Annotated in this window: 14 protein-coding genes; 4 read left to right on the forward strand and 10 right to left on the reverse strand. The window is 39.8% G+C overall.

The window, feature by feature from the left end; all coding sequences use genetic code 11:
* Positions 1-964: 964 nt before the first annotated feature.
* The gene (locus I6E69_RS12385) at positions 965-1,822 is read right to left on the reverse strand and encodes a tetratricopeptide repeat protein (protein WP_002961723.1); all 858 of its coding nucleotides are present in this window, start codon (positions 1,820-1,822) and stop codon (positions 965-967) included.
* 111 nt (positions 1,823-1,933) lie between these two features.
* Between I6E69_RS12385 and I6E69_RS12390 the strand changes: the two genes are divergently transcribed.
* The gene (locus I6E69_RS12390; protein ID WP_197121353.1) at positions 1,934-3,244 is read left to right on the forward strand and encodes a M20 family metallopeptidase; all 1,311 of its coding nucleotides are present in this window, start codon (positions 1,934-1,936) and stop codon (positions 3,242-3,244) included.
* Between the two features lie 67 nt (positions 3,245-3,311).
* Here the strand turns inward: I6E69_RS12390 and I6E69_RS12395 are convergent, their stop codons facing one another.
* The 4 genes from I6E69_RS12395 to pomA all read right to left on the reverse strand — a co-directional run bounded on the left by I6E69_RS12395 (position 3,312) and on the right by pomA (position 7,705).
* Complete coding sequence (locus tag I6E69_RS12395; RefSeq protein WP_197121354.1) at positions 3,312-5,252, reverse strand: DNA topoisomerase III; 1,941 nt, start codon at positions 5,250-5,252, stop codon at positions 3,312-3,314.
* 42 nt (positions 5,253-5,294) lie between these two features.
* Positions 5,295-5,810, reverse strand: a complete 516-nt coding sequence (locus I6E69_RS12400) for a hypothetical protein (RefSeq protein ID WP_197121355.1) — start codon at positions 5,808-5,810, stop codon at positions 5,295-5,297.
* 204 nt (positions 5,811-6,014) lie between these two features.
* Positions 6,015-6,935, reverse strand: a complete 921-nt coding sequence (locus tag I6E69_RS12405; RefSeq protein WP_024597196.1) for a flagellar motor protein MotB — start codon at positions 6,933-6,935, stop codon at positions 6,015-6,017.
* A gap of 2 nt (positions 6,936-6,937) precedes the next feature.
* Complete coding sequence (gene pomA, locus I6E69_RS12410; RefSeq protein ID WP_024597197.1) at positions 6,938-7,705, reverse strand: flagellar motor protein PomA; 768 nt, start codon at positions 7,703-7,705, stop codon at positions 6,938-6,940.
* A gap of 321 nt (positions 7,706-8,026) precedes the next feature.
* On the opposite strand from pomA, the gene I6E69_RS12415 reads away from it, so the two are divergent.
* The 3 genes from I6E69_RS12415 (at position 8,027) to dxs (ending at position 11,127) form a co-directional block, all read left to right on the forward strand.
* A complete protein-coding gene (locus I6E69_RS12415) occupies positions 8,027-8,269 on the forward strand; it encodes an exodeoxyribonuclease VII small subunit (RefSeq protein WP_002961738.1) in 243 nt (80 codons plus the stop codon).
* Between the two features lie 2 nt (positions 8,270-8,271).
* A complete protein-coding gene (gene ispA / locus I6E69_RS12420; RefSeq protein ID WP_039490432.1) occupies positions 8,272-9,159 on the forward strand; it encodes a (2E,6E)-farnesyl diphosphate synthase in 888 nt (295 codons plus the stop codon).
* A gap of 105 nt (positions 9,160-9,264) precedes the next feature.
* Entirely contained in the window at positions 9,265-11,127 is a 1,863-nt protein-coding gene (gene dxs / locus I6E69_RS12425; protein WP_197121356.1) for a 1-deoxy-D-xylulose-5-phosphate synthase, read from the forward strand.
* A gap of 73 nt (positions 11,128-11,200) precedes the next feature.
* Here dxs and I6E69_RS12430 read toward each other — a convergent pair whose 3' ends face one another.
* Genes I6E69_RS12430 through ribE form a run of 5 tightly spaced genes read right to left on the reverse strand, consistent with a single transcriptional unit; the run spans position 11,201 to position 16,718 of the window.
* Positions 11,201-14,287 (reverse strand): ligand-binding sensor domain-containing diguanylate cyclase, encoded by a 3,087-nt coding sequence (locus I6E69_RS12430; RefSeq protein ID WP_002961745.1) that lies wholly within the window; start codon positions 14,285-14,287, stop codon positions 11,201-11,203.
* A gap of 37 nt (positions 14,288-14,324) precedes the next feature.
* Positions 14,325-14,810, reverse strand: coding sequence for a phosphatidylglycerophosphatase A (locus I6E69_RS12435; protein ID WP_182196916.1), 486 nt, complete (start codon positions 14,808-14,810; stop codon positions 14,325-14,327).
* Positions 14,807-15,781, reverse strand: a complete 975-nt coding sequence (gene thiL, locus I6E69_RS12440; RefSeq protein WP_197121357.1) for a thiamine-phosphate kinase — start codon at positions 15,779-15,781, stop codon at positions 14,807-14,809. The genes I6E69_RS12435 and thiL overlap by 4 nt, the downstream gene beginning before the upstream one ends.
* 46 nt (positions 15,782-15,827) lie before the next feature.
* Positions 15,828-16,238, reverse strand: coding sequence for a transcription antitermination factor NusB (gene nusB / locus I6E69_RS12445; protein ID WP_002961751.1), 411 nt, complete (start codon positions 16,236-16,238; stop codon positions 15,828-15,830).
* A 15-nt stretch (positions 16,239-16,253) separates the two neighbouring features.
* The gene (ribE, locus tag I6E69_RS12450; protein WP_197121358.1) at positions 16,254-16,718 is read right to left on the reverse strand and encodes a 6,7-dimethyl-8-ribityllumazine synthase; all 465 of its coding nucleotides are present in this window, start codon (positions 16,716-16,718) and stop codon (positions 16,254-16,256) included.
* Positions 16,719-16,742: the final 24 nt, after the last annotated feature.

Raw genomic sequence — 16,742 nt, forward strand, 5'->3', positions numbered from 1 at the left:
TTCAATCTGAGCCATGATCAAACTCTTCAATTAAAAAGTTTTTTGTCTTTCGACAGCTCAATGAATTCTGAATTTTTTAATATCTTTCGATATTGAATTGACTGTGCCGAATAATTACCGAAATAACTACTCTGTTGGTCACTCAGTTTTCAATTGAGACTCTAATTTGTTTGCCTCGCTACCTAAGTAGCTTGGCTGTTAGAACTCAATCTGTACGAGTGCCCACACAGATGATTGCTTTATATTGTTAAAGAACGTTTTGAGTCGCTTTAGCGTCTCAAGGGATGCGAATAATACACCCTTTATTTTTCGAGTCAATACTTTGTTTTAAACTTTCTTTTGGAAGATTTAAAACCGAAGTTTTATTTAACTCTCTGAGTAGTTCGTGCCTCGCTATGCGTTGGCGTTTCCCGTCTCAGTGGGGTCGCATTATAGGGAGCGGCGGATTTTACGCAAGCGTTATTTGCATAAAATAGTAATTAAAATTAAGCCCCAAGCAAGCACACATGATAAGCACAAGTTACCCACAAAATCCTGTTGATAACTCTTGTTTTTACATAGCTAAACCATACTAAAGCTATTAATTAAAACCTTAAAAATGCAAAAAGCACCTTATGTAGGTGCTTCTCAAAAGTAATAGTTATTAGAATCTAGGGTCTGTTTATCTTTCAAGGTTAAATTTGCAGCAGCCTGTTTGGTATTCAGGCAAGGCAGAGCCTATGTTGTGTGGTTACTCCCCATAAATAGGCGATAACGTAGCATTAATGCCAAACAGGCGCTGCCCAAAGGGTTCTTCCTAGGGGCTATTTACTCTTTGTTACTCGGTTTAGACTTATTCTTACATGGATGTAAGCCAGTGGGGTAACGCAGGAGCAGTTACCGAGCCCACTAGGTTACAAATCTCGCGCCGCGATTAACCCCCCCCTAGTTTGAACAAATTTTAATCCGCAAAGAGCAACAGACCCTAGTATAAAATACTATATAATTTGCGACGATACTTAGCTGCGAGTGCGTCGCCATCAGGTAAAGAGGCAATAATGGCTAAAAAGCTTGGTTTTGCTTCGTTGAAGTTCAGATCTTTTTGTAGAACTGTAAACAGTACATCCAATGCTTCTTCTTTTCTGCCTGCTTCATTAAGTAAAATACTGAGCTCTTCTTTTAATTCTAAGTCATTTGGATACTTTTCTACTTGTTGTTGCTTTTCTTTAATCTCTGGTGAGTCTTTTGCTTCAAGCGCGGCTTCGCATTTTGCTTTAATATTATTAAAGTAAGCATCTTGCTCTTGTGCATCTATTGTATTTATAAGTGCTTGCGCTTCATCTACCTTGTGAATTTGAATACATATGTCTGCTAGCACTAACTTGATACGTGCATTACCGCTGTCTATTTCATAAGCTTGCTTTGCATAATTAAATGCAGCATTTAAATCTGACTTTAATAACGCTTGCTTTGCTTGTTCTAACAGTAAGTCTTGTTGCGCAGGTAAATGCTTTGCTAGGGCTTCGCGTATTTGCGCTTCGCTTTGAACACCTGCAAGTAAATCTACTGGTGCGGAGTCTTTTAATAATACAAGCGTAGGCAGTGTTTGCAGACCAACTTGTTGCGCAAGTTGAGAAGCGAGTGCTTGTTCTGTATCGCAATCTAGGTTTGCTACTACTATATAGCTTGCATATTCTGCTGCTACTTTATCTAAAATTGCAGCCTGTCCGATGCAGTCAGGACTTTGAGGAGAGAAAAAGTTAAGCAACACCAATTTTTGTTGTGATGTTTCACCGAGTACTTGTTGAAGGTTTTGCGCATTAATACTAACTATGTTGCTCATTGAATTGATTGCCATATTCGTCTATTTAGGTTTTTATATGGTGGTGAACATAATAATTACAAGTCATATACCTAAATCACTCGGTATACATATTCAACAATAAGGGAAAATATGAAATTAACTTACCTAAGTGCAATACTTTTATTAGCAAGCCCATTAGTACAAGCAAATGGACTCGATTTGAATTTAAGCAAAGCCATGCCAGCTATTGAAAAGTTTTACCTCGACTTACACCAATCCCCAGAGCTCTCTTATCACGAACAAAAAACAGGTAAAAAGATAGCAGATAGATTAACTCAGCTGGGTTTTAAAGTAACAAGTAATGTAGGTGGCTTTGGTGTAGTTGGTATTTATAAAAATGGTGAGGGGCCGACAGTAATGATCCGCACTGATACTGATGGCTTACCTATTATTGAGCAAACAGGAAAATCCTATGCCTCAAAAGTCAAAGTAATAGATGAGCGCGGTGCAAAAGTAGGTGTAATGCACGGCTGTGGCCACGATATCCACATGAGCTCTTTTATTGGAACTGCAGAGCAGTTAATTGCTCATAAAAAACAGTGGCAAGGTACATTAATGATGGTTGCACAGCCTGCAGAAGAAGTAGGTGGGGGTGCTAAAGCGATGTTAAGCGAAGGACTATTTAGTAAATATGCAAAACCTGATCATATAATTGCTTTACATGTAAGCGCTAGCGTCCCCGCTGGTAAGGTATCAATGAAAAATGAATACACGATGGCAAGTGTAGATTCTGTCGATATTACAATTAAAGGTAAAGGTGGTCATGGTGCTTATCCGCATACAACTATAGACCCAGTGGTTATAGCTGCACGCACTGTACTTGCTTTGCAAACAATCACAAGCCGAGAGCTTTCACCGCTTGAGCCTTCTGTTATTACAGTGGGGTCTATTCATGGTGGTTCAAAACATAATGTGATTTCGGATGAAGTAAAACTACAACTCACTCTTAGAAGCTATAACCCCGATGTAAGAAGCGCTCAAATAGCAGCAATAAAACGAATCACCGCAGGTATTGCACAAAGTGCTGGCTTAAATGAATCTAACTACCCTGTAATATATGTACATGAAGATGAATCTATTCCATCTACTTATAATAACCCTGCACAAACAGACATTGTTAGAAACTCTATAGCCAGCGCAATTGGCGATACTAATGTACTTGAAACACAAGCTGTAATGGCGGGTGAAGATTTTGGCCTATACGGACGCACCGATGAAAATATCCCTATTACCCTCTTTTGGCTAGGAGGCGTAAACCAAGCACAATATGCAGATTCAATAAAAACAGGTGAGGTACTCCCTTCTCTACACTCTAGTAAATTTGCGCCAGATTATAAAGTTGCTATTCCTACTGGAATAAAAGCAATGAGTAACGCTGCTGTTGCCTTATTTAATAAGTAACCTGAGTTTAGGTTAAGTAATACCAATTCAACATTAAGCAACATGGTTTAATAAAATAGCTCTGTTGCTAACTAGCAACAGAGCTTTTTTTATAACTCGACTTTTTAAAGGTCGCTTTTCCACCTCGTTTAGCAAAACGTTTTTTAGGTGAGGTTTTTGGTAACTTCGCAAATGCATTGCTATCGCAGTTTGCTGCTAATTGAACAAACCCATTTAGGTCAGCAAGTAAAGGCTGTAAAAATTGCTGATAACTCATTGCCTGCTGTGCAATATCACCTAAGCTCGACTCCCACTTTGCGGTTAAATCAGGACTCGCTAAACCTTGTGGTAATACGCTAATAAGAGCAAGTCCCGTTTCGGTCGCTCTAATTGACTTACCTTCACGTTTTAAAAAACGCCGCTTAAATAGCAACTCGATTATTCCCGCACGTGTTGCCTCCGTACCTAAACCATCAGTGTCTTTTAATACTTTTTTAATTTGTGGATCTTTAACATAACGGCTAATGCCCGTCATCGCAGCCAATAATGTAGCATCGGTAAAATAAGCAGGAGGTGATGTATGCTTTTCGACCACTTCGCCTTGCTCACAAAAAAGAGGCATACCTTTAGTTAAAGGAGGTAGCGAGGCTTCATCTTTTAATTCAGACTTACCCATTAATACCTTAAAGCCCAGGCTTACATCCTGTTTTGCATTTGCTTTAAAAAGCCCACCAGCAATAATTACCTCAGCTTTAGTTTCGTTATATATATAGTCGGGATAAAACTGAATTAAGTAATGACGGCTTATTAATTGATATACCTTTGCTTCGTCACCGCTCAAACTCGCTGACTTTAACTGCTTAGCCGTAGGCACAATGGCATGATGGGCAGCTACTTTTGAATCGTTAAAACATTTACTACGCTTTTTTACATCAGCCCCGTTTACTAATTCACTGCCTTGCCCCCCATTTGCACTTATTGCCTTTAAAATAGCAGATGCTTCTTGATGGTGATCTTTGGGTAAATAACGATTATCTGAGCGTGGGTAAGTAATTAGTTTATGACGTTCGTAAAGTATTTGGCAAATATCCAATACTTTTTGAGCTGGCATACCAAATGCTTTAGCGGCATCTATTTGCAGAGCAGATAAATTATAAGGTAATGGAGCACTTTGCTTTTTTTGTTTTTGGTCGAGTGAAGTAAGCTCAGCACTTTGCCTTGTAATACGTGAAGCAACATTTTCTGCAAGAGCTTTGTTAAGTATTCGCCCTTCTTCATCTTGATGTGGCTCACATGCTTTGCTTGGAACCCACTTAGCTATGAATGGCTGGTTATCTGGAGTAAGTAAATGCGCCAGTACATCGTAAAAAGGCTTAGATACAAAGTGTGCTATTTCGTTATCTCTATTAACAACAAGACCTAAAATAGGGGTTTGTACTCGCCCTACCGAAAGCACATTACCAAACCCTGCTTTTTGCCCAGCTAGTGTGTATGCACGTGTTAAATTCATACCAAATAGCCAATCAGCACGAGAGCGCGCTAAAGCAGATACACTTAGCGGAATAAAATCTCGATTAGAACGCATTGTGCCCAATGATTTCTTTACCGCCGATAAGTTTAAATCACTAATGAGTAAACGTTGCGTACTTTGCTTTTTAGCCTGACTTATTTTAGCTTCTTCTATTACTTGGTCGACCAGAAGCTGGCCTTCACGGTCTGGATCGCCAGCGTGAATAAGTTGCGAGGCTTGTTTAATTAATTTTTTTAAAACAGTGAGCTGTTTGCGAGTTTTGGTTTTGGCTTTTAACTTCCACTGCTCAGGTATTATAGGCAAGTGATCAAACTGCCACTTTTTAAAGCGCTCATCGTAATCATCGGGCTCTGCTTGTTCTAGTAAATGCCCTATACACCACGAGACACAATCTCCGTTGGCGACTTCTATATAGCCATCGTGTTTTTTATGTGGTTTTGGTAACGCATCAGCAATAGCGCGTCCAAGTGAAGGTTTTTCTGCAATGTAGAGTTTCATAGCTTGCTCAGCACTGTTTATATAAACAGTAGTTTAGCACAGCTATTTTAAAGGAGGGGCTTTTTTATGATTATTACCAGTTACTGTCTTATTATTTTTAATTACAATATAAATTAGCGGAAGATAACACACCACTACGGTGAGCGTATTAATTAAAGGTAAAAGCGTTTTATACATTAGCGTGCTATAAGATAAATCCCAAAGGTGGCGATCAAGAACGCGAAGAAGTTGTAAAATTGGTGCCATTATAACAACCAACTGACCTAACACACATTGCCATAAATAAACTTTATCTTTTATCCCAAGATAGGCAATTAAAGCCATCCAAGCTATGTCATTAAACGCCCAGACAAGATATCTATATATATAAATATCTTTATCAAACTCTTTTAAAGAATCGTATATAAGTGCACCAAATAAGAAAAATACACCTGTGACACATACAAATCGTAATGCTAAAAAATCTTTACGCAAATAGAAAACAACAATAGCTGGGATTAAAAATAAAACCCAGCTAAGTTCAAGAAATGTAATTACCTTATCAACCCATAAAGGCATTGTTATTCTTTCGTCTTATCGTCATCTCCGCCAGTACCATTTCCAGGCATATCGCTATACTTATATTTTTTATTCACGGGCATTCCATTACATATGTTAAGGAAATGTACAGTAAGCTAAAATGATGAAATTGCCAAGATGCTTAGGCAATTAAGTACCCTAAATTAAAACAAAAAGTAGTGAGATATAATACCAAGCAATAGCTTAACGTACATCAATAGGCGCTGACTCTTTTGCTTTACCTTGTAATATAGATATTTCTACTCGGCGATTCCTGCGGCGATCTTCATTTGAATCGTTTGGAACAAGTGGACGGGTATCAGCCCGCCCCACTACCATCATGCGGTTTTTATCAAACCCTTGCACCGTTTGCAGCTCGCTTGCTACTGCTACAGCACGCTTTGACGATAAGTCCCAGTTGTTAATATATAACTCATTCGATACCTGAAAATCGTCGGTATGGCCAGATACAGTAATTTCGCCAGGTACATCTTTTAACAGCACACCAATATCTTGAATTATGGGTTTAAACTTAGGTTGTAAAAATGCACTACCCGAAGGAAATGAACCATTCTCTCTAATACGAATAATTATTTGCTGCCCTAAAGATTCAAGCTCAATTGCGCCATCTATTATTTGCTTTTCAAGCTGCTGCGCGATTTTTTTAACGAGCTCGTTAGTTTGTTCCTGATCGGCCGCTGAAGTTGCTTGCTCTGACGATTGCTCTTGAGAAGTACTACGAGATTCGCCACCACGTTTGTCCCCGCGTTGTTCTTGCCTGCCGCCAGCTGAGCTTTCATCTCCAGCCTGAAACTCTAACATTTGTTGAGTCATTTCTACTGTTTGTTGTTGAATAGTTTCTATTGGAGTGGGTTCTGGTTTGCCTGGGGTAAACTCCATAGCAATAACAGAGGTACCTTTAGGGATATCTTTTACTTCAATTTTATTCTGCACACCAAAAGCAAACTTCATAGAGCCCGCAATTTGTTTAAACTTAAGTACATCCATTTCTGAAAACGCAAGCAAGAGTACAAAAAAGCACATTAACAGTGACATTAAATCGGCAAACGTTCCCATCCATGCTGGTAGGCCTGGTGGTGGGCATTTGCACTCTTGATCAGACATAATTACTCCTCGGTATCTACTTTGCGTTTAGATTCAGCTAAGTAATTTTTCAAAATACCTTCGATTACTTTTGGATTTTGGCCATCTTGTATACCTAAAATAGCATCTAAAATTAAACGCTGATTCATAGCCTCTTCGTCTTTACGCAGTTCAAGTTTTACCTGAATAGGAATTGCTACAACATTGGCTAAAAACGCACCATATAAAGTTGTTAAAAGCGCTACCGCCATTGCCGGGCCAATTGCTTTTGGGTCATCCATGTTAGATAACATTGCAACTAAGCCAATTAGAGTACCAATCATTCCCATTGCTGGTGCAATATCGGCTAATGACTTAAATAAGCCTGCGCCCATTTCATGTCGAGTAGTGGTTAAAGAGATGTCTTTTTGAAGTGTGGCGCGAACAACATCTGCGTCATGGCCATCAACAAGCATGTCGACGCCTTTGCGCATAAATGGATTTGGGATTTCAGCTTCTTCGAGTGCTAAAAAGCCCCCTTTACGAGCTGAATCAGCAAGTTCTACTGCTTTTTCAATAAGTTCTTCTGGCGTTTCAATTTTAAACATAAACGCTTTAGCAACAACTTTACCTATCCCCAAAAACTGCGACATGGTGAAATTTGATAAAACAATGAAAAGTGAACCACCAAATACAATTACACTAGAAGGAGCATCGGCAAACATAGCCATTTCACCGCTACTACTCATAAACATAGACATGACAATTAAGCCAATTGCGCCTAGGATCCCGATTATGGTTGCTAAATCCACATTTCCTCCAGAAGTTTCATGCTTAATGGCCTTATCATAAACTTTTATTATTAACTGCTTATCGGCAACATATTGAATTGCTTAAGCCATTTTTATAAATAAACATAAAAAGCAGCCTTTAGCACTATTTTAGATCAAGTTATAAGGGCTACCTAATTATCAATTGATTTATTAAACTAACAGACCGCTATTAAGGCTTTATTAATACACTTGAAATATAATTTAACGTTATAAAGGTAAAAAACCAATATCATCCTTTGACCTAGTTTAGCATTCCCCCTAAAATTGACCCCTAAATTTATTATGTAAGCTGAAATAAAGATGGCGACTAAAAAACCTGAAAACTTAAGTTTCGAACAAGCACTAGAAGAATTATCTACAATCGTTAGTGACATGGAACAAGGTGACTTATCGCTTGAGCAATCGTTAAAGCAATTTGAGCGTGGAATTGCATTAGCAAGTGCTTCATCAGGTAAATTACAGCAAGCAGAACAAAAAGTATCAATTTTGATGGGGAATGGCGAAAAGTCAGTTCTTACGAATTTTGATAATGATATGGAATAGCTGTGAGCATAAATAATTATATCGAACGTGCTCAAAAAGATGTAGTAGCGACCTTACAGCAGCATTTTAAACAGCCTCTCGATACTGAAGAAACGGTAAAGAACGCCACCCAGTATGGATTATTTAATGGCGGTAAAAGATTACGTCCATTTTTAGTTTATGCCACAGGTAAAATGCTCGGTGCAAACCAGCAAGACTTACATGTACTTGCTGCTGCAATTGAGTGTATCCATAGCTATTCGCTAGTTCATGATGATTTGCCTGCTATGGACGATGACGACTTACGCCGTGGCCGCCCTACTTGCCATATAGAATTTGGCGAGGCAAATGCAATTTTAGCTGGTGATGCCCTACAAACACTCGCCTTTGAGCTTATTGCGAATCACAAATTTACATGCTCGTCGCAAACACAAGTAAAAATGATTGCTACGCTTGCCCACGCATCAGGCCTTGAGGGCATGGTAGGCGGACAAGGTCTTGATATAGCAGCAACAGATAAAGTAATTACCGTACAAGAGCTTGAGCGAATACATAAGCTAAAAACCGGAGCTTTAATTAATTGTGCAATTACACTTGGTGCACTGTGCAGTGAAAAGGCAGATCAACAAACCTTAGAAAATTTAAGCATTTTTGGGTATGCTATAGGGCTGGCGTTTCAAGTACACGACGACATTTTAGATGTTGAAGGCGATACGGTTACTTTAGGTAAACCACAAGGCTCCGATATTGCCGCGAATAAAGCGACATATCCGGCGTTATTAGGTATGCTAGGCGCTAAAGAAAAGGCGCAAAATTTAATACAACAAGCCCATGAAGCGTTGGCAAATATAGATGCTGACACAACACTTCTTGCGTCGCTAGCAAATTACCTAATTGAGCGTGACCACTAATTTTTGCTCATACGTATTGCAATTAGCACTGACATTATTACTCAACATTAATTATTCGTAAAAGCTTTGAATGAATTAATGTTAGCGAAGGATATATATAAAACCATGACACTTGATAGTAGCAAGTATCCATTACTTAATTTGGTTGACGAGCCAGCCCAATTGCGTGACTTAGCGCAAGACAAACTCCCTGCATTTAGCAATGAGCTGCGCGATTATTTACTCAACTCAGTATCGCAAAGTAGCGGTCATCTAGCGTCTGGTTTAGGGACGGTTGAACTAACCGTTGCGCTACATTATGTTTATAACACTCCAGACGATCGCCTAGTTTGGGATGTGGGTCACCAAGCTTATCCACATAAAATCCTTACAGGTCGTCGCGACCAAATGCACACTATTCGCCAAAAAGACGGTTTGCACCCTTTTCCTTTTCGCGATGAAAGCCAATACGATACGTTTAGCGTAGGCCATTCAAGCACCTCTATTTCAGCTGCCTTAGGTATGTCTATTGCCGCCCAAAAAGAAGGCAAAGGTCGAAAATCTGTAGCCATTATTGGTGACGGAGCTATCACCGCAGGCATGGCATTTGAAGCGATGAATCATTTAGGTGATGTAAAATCAGACATGCTTATTATTTTAAATGATAACGAAATGTCGATTTCTGAAAATGTTGGCGCATTAACAAATCACTTTGCCCGAATTCTATCAGGTAGCTTTTATACTAACATTCGTGAAGGCAGTAAAAAGTTACTCTCAGGTGTGCCTCCGGTAAAACAACTTGCCAGTAAAATGGAAGAGCACATTAAGGGCATGATGATCCCGGGAACCTTCTTTGAAGAATTAGGCCTAAATTACATAGGCCCAATTGATGGTCACGATGTAAACATGCTTGTAGATACATTACGTAATATGCGTAATTTAAAAGGCCCACAGCTTTTACATATAAAAACGCAAAAAGGTAAGGGCTACAAACCGGCTGAAGCCGATCCTATTGGCTACCATGGTGTACCAAAATTCGATCCAAGCACAACTAGCCTGCCTAAATCTAAACCTAGCGCTGCTACTTTTTCAAAAGTTTTTGGCGATTGGTTATGCGACATGGCAAAGCAAGACAGCAAGTTAATGGCTATTACGCCAGCAATGCGTGAAGGCTCTGGCATGGTACGTTTTTCTAAAGAGTTTCCAGATCAATACTTTGATGTGGCCATTGCAGAGCAGCATGCTGTTACTTTAGCGGCTGGTTTTGCCTGTGAAGGTTTAAAACCTGTTGTTGCTATTTACTCGAGCTTTTTACAACGTGCGTATGACCAATTAATACATGATGTTGCACTGCAAAACTTACCTGTATTATTTGCCATTGACCGCGCTGGTATTGTTGGAGCCGATGGTGAAACTCACCAAGGTGCGTACGATTTAAGCTTTATGCGCTGTATTCCAAATATGGTAATTATGGCACCAAGCGACACCAACGAATGCCGCCAAATGCTATACACCGGTTATAAAGCAAACTGCCCTGTTGCAGTTCGTTACCCTCGAGGTAGCGCAGGTACTGCAGACATTGAAAGCACTATGCAACTGCTTGAAATAGGTAAAGCAGATACAATTAAGAAAGGCAGTAAAATTGCCATTTTATCGTTCGGTACATTACTTGAAAACGCACAGCTTGCAGCTAACGAATTAGATGCAACGCTTGTTAATATGCGTTTTATTAAACCACTTGATACTGCACTTTTAAATGAGCTTGCTACTAGCCACGATACCTTTGTTACGCTTGAAGATAACGCGATTGCTGGCGGTGCCGGCTCTGCAGTTAACGAATACTTGGCAACGCAAAAAGCTGATATTAATATCCTTAACTTAGGTATTCCTGATGAGTTTATTAAACACGGCACGCAAGATGAAATGCACGATGAAATGGGATTAGGCGAGCAAGGAATTTTAAACGCTATTAAGGCGTTTATTAATTAACTTCCTATACATCTAAAGTTGAGCATATTAAAAAAGGAGCCTAGGCTCCTTTTTTAATATCAAATATTGCTCATCAGCGCATCCACACTTTAATATCAGCTAGGCCATTACTTTGTAAAATACCTAACTGTTGATCAACATTAGAGTTTTGTTCAAACTCAAATGCATCGAGCTGATCATCAAACGTAATATTAGCCACGCCATCACCACCGCGTTTTTTAACTTGATGCAGTGCTATATCGGCCAAGTTAATAGAGGTTTCCCAGCTAATTACCTGTCCGCCTAATAAAGGTAATGGATAAAATGACCAACCAATTGATGCCGTGATATTAGTTGTTTTTCCATTTGGTAATTGGAACGAATTAGCCGCTATTACTTTGCAAAGTTCTGAAGCGTAGCTGTCTATTTTATTGCATTTAAAGTCACGTAATAATAATAAAAACTCATCACCACTCCAACGTGCCACATAGTCAGAACCCTGCGTACGCGAATTTAACAATGCAGCCATTTGCTGTAAGCAGCTATCACCTGCAATTGGGCCATACGCATCGTTAATACGGCTGAAGTTATCAAAGTTAATAATTACCAGCACCAGTGACTTACCTTGTGCCTGCAGCGACTGTGAATTACGTTGAAAGTGCTCAATATCTTTAGGGAGTTGATCAAACAAAAAGCGGCGACTACGTAGCCCTGTTAGCTCATCTGAGTGACTCACTAATTTAAGCTGTGAATTCACTTGGCCTAATTTATCATTAGCTTGGCGAAGCTCTAAGGTACGCTCAGTGATTAAGCCCTCTAATGCTTCTTGTTTTCTGCGTTCTTGTGCTCTAAACACCCAAAAAATGAGATAAAAAAGCAAAATAAAACCACTGGTAATTAAAAGCCTAAAGTAAATTGTTTCGTCAAAGCGCTCAGGCACTACAAAACCGTACTCTACATCTTGCGCTTTAGCCCAGTCTTCACCTTGGCGCTTAGCTTCTAATTGAAACAAAAACGAGCCAGGAGGCAAGTTAGTATAAATAGCTTCACGTCGCGTATTTGCATAGCGCCAGTCACTATCTAAGCCACTTAGTTTATATCTAAATTCAATGCTGTTTGGTGCATAGTAATCAATAGCTGTGTAAGTTAGCGTTATATCACGCTCGTCTGTTTCTAATGATGGTTTTTTACCAAGCGCAGCGGTAGTTAAATGACGAAGTGGCGTTGTTATTGTCTCTATTGTTGGCTTTAATGCAAGCACACCAAATAGCTCTACATTTTTAGGTATTTCAACAACACCTTGTAAGCTTGGGTACCAAATAGAATTTCCGGTGTCTGCTACCGCATCATGCCCAAGTCCGCTACAACATTGATTCGCTTTACCATCGAGTTGACGGTCAAAAGATGAAATTACTTCTTCAACTTTTAGGCTTTTTATTTCTGTTTTAAATTGCTCTACAGGCATTCTGTAAACACCTTTCATGGTGCTTACCCAAACATGCTTTAACTTTTCATCATATTCTAGGCTAAATATAGAACCATACGGTAAACCATTAGCTGCATCGAGCTGACGCCATTGCCCTTGCGTACTTCTGTAAAAAAGCCCGTCGTTAAGAGAGCCGATTAAAATACCCACGCCATCTATATGTAGCACGCTAGTAACGTATGCGCTTTCAAGTGTTGTTTGGTCGCCAATTTTTTCAATGCCACGGTCTGTAAAGTAATATGCGCCCTTACTAGTACCAATCACACCAAAGTTTGTTTTATCTAATACGTAGGTAATAAACTTACTACCTAAAAAAGCGTTATAGGCAAAAGGCGTTAAACCAGCATAATTTAATCGATATAAACCGCGTCCGGTACCAATCCAAAAGCCGCCTTTACTAGAGCGACTTATTGCAAATACCGGATTATCGCGAAGTGCTCGACCAGGGACGGTGTAAAGTGTCTTGTTTTCAAAAACAAATAAGCCGCGCCCTGTGGCTATATATAATCGCTCACCATCAAATTGTAGATCATGTACTGACGCGTACCCATATTTACTACTTGGGACTAAATTAATAAAACTTTTATCTAAATCGAAATAACCAATGCCGCTTTTATTCGCAACCCACAGTTTACCATCGGGTGCTTGGCTAATAGCCATAACAGATTCGGTCATGTTTGAAACTGCTGAATGCCTTTCGACTCGCCCTTCATGAGCAAGCCACAAGCCTTCACTAAAGCTTGCTAACCAAACGTTATTTTTATCATCTCTAAAAATATCAGCAAACCATATACTTTGATCAAGTTGGCTAGGCTCTACCCATTGCCACTCACCGGTTTTATCTCTGAACAATAAACGCCCATAGGTCGAAACCCACAAGCCACCATCGGTATCACTCATAAACTTATAAACGGCTGAGTTATTTGCATTAGGTAAAGGAAAAGGTCTTAGCTCGTCATCTAAATCTAAAAAGTATGCACCTAGCTCAGAAGCTATATACAGATTACCATTTAAAAATGATAAATCGTGCACTATGGTTTGCGCTAAGCGCTCTGGTAAAGATATTTTTGCGGTAAGCTCTAAACGTAGTTTAGAAAAATCTGATGAGTTTTTTGTAAGGCGTAATAAATGACGATCATTAACCAGCCAAATGCCTTCAGGAGAGAGTGCCATTTGGCTAACAGAGCCAACTATTTGTGTGATCACAGTAGCATTAACAATAGGTAGAGGACCATTTACTTCAGTGCGTAAATCAACTTGCCCCCTATCTACATAGTATAAGCCGTTGGCCGCAATCCATATGCTACCTTTAGAGTCCTCAAGAATATCTCTCACTGGACCTTTAATATTAAATTCTTGTGCTGCAAATGTGGCTGGGTTAATAACTACCAAGCCACTTTTAGTGCCTACCCATAACAAACCACTAGAATCGACTAAAAGCTTATTAACACCATTACTAGGCAAGAATGGACTATTTTGCGTGTTGTAATTTGTAAATGTTGTACCATCAAAACGGCTTAAACCAAATTGCGTACCAAGCCACATATAGCCTTGCTGATCTTGCACAACACTTTTAAGTGATTGCGACGGTAGGCCATCTTTTATATTCCATTGCTTAACTACGTAATCAGTAATTGAAGCCCAACTTGGCGTCGCGCACAACATAAGTACACAAACCAGTAAAAATCGCATCATATTGCTGCCACCTAGTTAAACAAATCAAATATAAAAATTAAAAGGGCAGTAAACCCACTTTTATTAACGCTTGTAAACATATAAGCGAAAAAATACCCGCAAGTATATCGTCGGCCATTATACCTAAACCGCCATGTACTCGTTTGTCTAGCATACGGATTGGGCCGGGTTTTGCTATATCAAAAAAGCGAAATAACAAAAAACCTACGAGTAATGTTTGCCAGTTAAGTGCTGCGCCAATCATAGTGATGTAATAACCCGCCACTTCATCCCATACAATAGCAGGATGATCGTGCACGCCTAAATCATCAGCCGTTTTACCGCACGCCCATATACCAAATATACTGATCACAACGGCAAATACAATTTGCAGCCATAACGGATAGTACATGGTCATAAAAATGAATGGCAAGGCAGCAAACGTACCAAATGTACCGGGCGCTTTAGGGGCAAGCCCTGTCCCAAAGCCCAGACCAAAAAACTGATGTGGACGCTTTAAATTAAACTTGCGGTTATTGTTCAAACCAGCTCCTTTGCAAAGTGCTCAAAACCCTGCGGTTCAAAATCAAACTTTTCACCGTTGTGTAAAAGCTCAATTTGGCCATCGCCACTTTTAACTTGGCCAATGCATGTTGCATCTACACCATACTGGCGTAGCTTTATTTCTAACATACTTTTATTGCTATCAGGGACCGTAAAAATTAATTCGTAATCATCACCGTAACTGAGAATAAATGGCAGCTGCTGATTAAAATCAAGGCTTGCTTGCATCGCATCTGAAGTTGGAATACTTTCAACATTCACCACTGCACTTACTTGTGACATATCTAGTATATGACTTAAATCAGCGATTAAGCCGTCCGACACATCAATAGCCGATGATGCTAGGCCTCGTAATACCTGCCCTGCAGCAACACGTGGGGTTGGAAAGTCAAAGCGTTTATTTACGTACTTTAAATGTTCTGGATCAATACTTATACCTTGTTTGCGAGACTCAATTGCAAGTCCAGCGTCACCTAGCGGACCCGTAACATAAATCCAATCACCCACTTTTGCGCCACTACGACGAAGTGCAGTACCTTCGGGTACAGTCCCTTTCGCACAAATAGTGATGGTTAATGGGCCCTGAGTTGTATCGCCACCTATAATCTGCACATTAAAATATTCAGCAATTTCATGCATGCCATCAGTAAACTCTTCAATCCACTGTGGGTCAATACTTGGCAAAGTTAACGCAACTGAAACCCAAGTTGGCTCAGCGCCCATGGCCGCTAAATCACTTAAATTAACAGCAAGCGCTCTGTGACCTAATGCACGAGGGGAAATATCATCAAAAAAGTGTACGCCAGCAACAAGAGTGTCTGTTGTAACGGCAAGTTGGCAGTTTTGTGGAACGGTTACTAAAGCGCAATCATCCCCTATACCTAGGTTTACATCACGACGGGTGATACCGCGACCTTTAAAGTAGCGGTTAATTAATTCAAATTCCTTCATACACAAAAAAGCCGGCCTATGCCGGCTCCCCTCTTTAACGGTTTACTTACTTGCGTAAATGCTTAACAGCTTTATCAAGTACACCGTTTACAAATTTATGGCTGTCTTCAGCGCCAAAAATTTTGGCCAGCTCAATACCTTCGTTAATAGCAACTTTATAAGGTACGTCTTCACGGAACTTAAGCTCATAGCTGCTTAAACGTAAAATTGCACGCTCAACCATATCTAAGTCATCAAACGGACGTGTTAAATGTGGTGATACAGCTTCGTCTAGTTGCTTGTAATTTACAGCAACACCCGTCGCTAGATCTTTAAAGTATTCAACATCAATTTTAGTAACGTCTGTTTCGATCAACATTTGTTGTTCGATATCGGCAATTAAATTGCCACTTATTTGCCAAGAATAAACGGCTTGGAGTGCTAAGATACGTGCTTTACGTCTTGCTGCTGGTTTCACAAAAATTCCTTAAACTTAAATTTTATCTAACACATTAACCATTTCAAGCGCGCCTAAAGCAGCTTCGCCGCCTTTATTGCCCATTTTGGTGCCAGCACGCTCAATTGCTTGTTCAATGCTTTCTGTGGTTAATACGCCAAATGCAACCGGGATATCATACTCAAGTGATACTTGCGCAAGACCTTTGTTTGATTCGCCAGCAACTAGGTCAAAGTGTGGTGTACCACCTCTGATCACTACGCCTAATGCGATGATTGCATCATACTCTTTTTTTGCCGCAACGCGTTTAGCCGCTAAAGGTAATTCTACCGCGCCTGGCACATAAATAACGGTAATGTCGTCATCTGATACGCCACCTGTGCGTTTTAGCTCATCAACAGCACCTGCAAAGAGGCTGCTACCAATAAAGTCATTAAAACGAGAAATGACAATGGCAAATTTTTTGCCTGGAGCGTACTTATTACCTTCAATAATTTTCATTTGATAACCCTAAAAATAAGTTCA

The sequence above is a fragment of the Pseudoalteromonas sp. NZS100 genome (assembly GCF_015864815.1).
GTDB lineage: Bacteria > Pseudomonadota > Gammaproteobacteria > Enterobacterales > Alteromonadaceae > Pseudoalteromonas > Pseudoalteromonas distincta.

What these genes read in the sequence shown, in the direction of transcription:
- I6E69_RS12385 (WP_002961723.1), bottom strand. Translation starts at nt 1,822, where the DNA reads ATGAGCAACATAGTTAGTATTAATGCGCAAAACCTTCAACAAGTACTC.
- I6E69_RS12390 (WP_197121353.1), top strand. Translation starts at nt 1,934, where the DNA reads ATGAAATTAACTTACCTAAGTGCAATACTTTTATTAGCAAGCCCATTA.
- I6E69_RS12395 (WP_197121354.1), bottom strand. Translation starts at nt 5,252, where the DNA reads ATGAAACTCTACATTGCAGAAAAACCTTCACTTGGACGCGCTATTGCT.
- I6E69_RS12400 (WP_197121355.1), bottom strand. Translation starts at nt 5,810, where the DNA reads ATGCCTTTATGGGTTGATAAGGTAATTACATTTCTTGAACTTAGCTGG.
- I6E69_RS12405 (WP_024597196.1), bottom strand. Translation starts at nt 6,935, where the DNA reads ATGTCTGATCAAGAGTGCAAATGCCCACCACCAGGCCTACCAGCATGG.
- I6E69_RS12415 (WP_002961738.1), top strand. Translation starts at nt 8,027, where the DNA reads ATGGCGACTAAAAAACCTGAAAACTTAAGTTTCGAACAAGCACTAGAA.
- dxs (WP_197121356.1), top strand. Translation starts at nt 9,265, where the DNA reads ATGACACTTGATAGTAGCAAGTATCCATTACTTAATTTGGTTGACGAG.
- I6E69_RS12430 (WP_002961745.1), bottom strand. Translation starts at nt 14,287, where the DNA reads ATGATGCGATTTTTACTGGTTTGTGTACTTATGTTGTGCGCGACGCCA.
- thiL (WP_197121357.1), bottom strand. Translation starts at nt 15,781, where the DNA reads ATGAAGGAATTTGAATTAATTAACCGCTACTTTAAAGGTCGCGGTATC.
- ribE (WP_197121358.1), bottom strand. Translation starts at nt 16,718, where the DNA reads ATGAAAATTATTGAAGGTAATAAGTACGCTCCAGGCAAAAAATTTGCC.